The sequence below is a fragment of the Streptomyces albidochromogenes genome (assembly GCF_005981925.1).
Taxonomy (GTDB): Bacteria; Actinomycetota; Actinomycetes; order Streptomycetales; family Streptomycetaceae; genus Streptomyces; species Streptomyces albidochromogenes.
Window position 1 is genome coordinate 1 of sequence record NZ_VBVX01000662.1, and the last position, 968, is coordinate 968.

The 968-nt window shown below is 70.5% G+C and carries 1 protein-coding gene and 1 pseudogene; both read right to left on the bottom strand.

Annotation, left to right across the window (positions count from 1 at the left end):
- Window positions 1–269, bottom strand: a pseudogene (locus tag E2E34_RS34635) (hypothetical protein); the annotation flags it as partial.
- A gap of 43 nt (window positions 270–312) precedes the next feature.
- The coding region (locus E2E34_RS34640) for a hypothetical protein (RefSeq protein ID WP_138905760.1) at window positions 313–968 on the bottom strand (656 nt) is incomplete at its 5' end.

Here is a 968-nt window from a genome sequence, read left to right on the forward strand (position 1 = left end):
CCCCCGCAGTCACCGGCCCCGGTGACCCGGCACACCGCCGCGCCCACCTGCTGGGCGATCGTCTGCCCGAGCCCGGTGGCGACGAGCGCACCGATGATGGCGGCGACGACCAGCACCAGGGCCGCGTACTCCAGCGTCGTCTGCCCCGACTGCGCCTTGCGCAGCCCCAACAGACGGGCGTCTGTGCGCGGTTGGCGACGTCGCCTGCGGGGTCCGCCGAAGTGGAGTGCCATGCCCGCGACCGTACGGAACGGCTGGTTGACGGACATGGGCCCACGGGCCCAACCCGGGCTCAAATCCCGCTCGCCCGGGTCAGGGGAGCTTGGCCGCCTGGGCCGTGGCGAGCAGGGCGGGGATCTCGGGTGTCTTACCGTCGATGTAGTTGGCGGCGTAGAAGATGACGACCGTAGATCCGGTCCGTACGAGCTGGAAGACGAGCGGCACGTCCGGGCCCTCGAAAGCCCCGGTCACTTGGTAGGCGAGGGCCTCCTGCCCGGCCCTGGGGGCGGGCAGCGGCTTGACCTCGGTGTAGGTGGAGGGACCGTCGCCGCCGCCTGTGGTCCTGAAGCCGCCGGCGCATGCGCGGACGGCTTTGCTGATGCCTTGGAGGACGTGAGCGGCGCGGCCTTTGGAGTACGAGGTGAGGATCTCGGTGACGACCGTCTGGTCGTCCCTGTTCTCTTCGTTCTTGTTCACGAGCGTGCGATGTACGGCGGCGGAGGGGGCCGGCTCGGGGACGCCGTTGATGACGGCGGCGAGCGGCTGGCACTCGGGCTGCTCGGCTCGCTCGGTGCCGGTTTCGCCGGAGCCCTGTGTCGGTGTGGGCATGGGCATGGGCATTGCCATCGGCGTGACGGTGAAGTCGGGTACGTCGCGGCCCGTGAGGGCGACCTTCTTCAACTCGCCTTCGGTCAGGGTGGCTCCGGTGCTGGTGACGGGCTTGTTTGTGGGGGTGGTGGGGGTGGCGG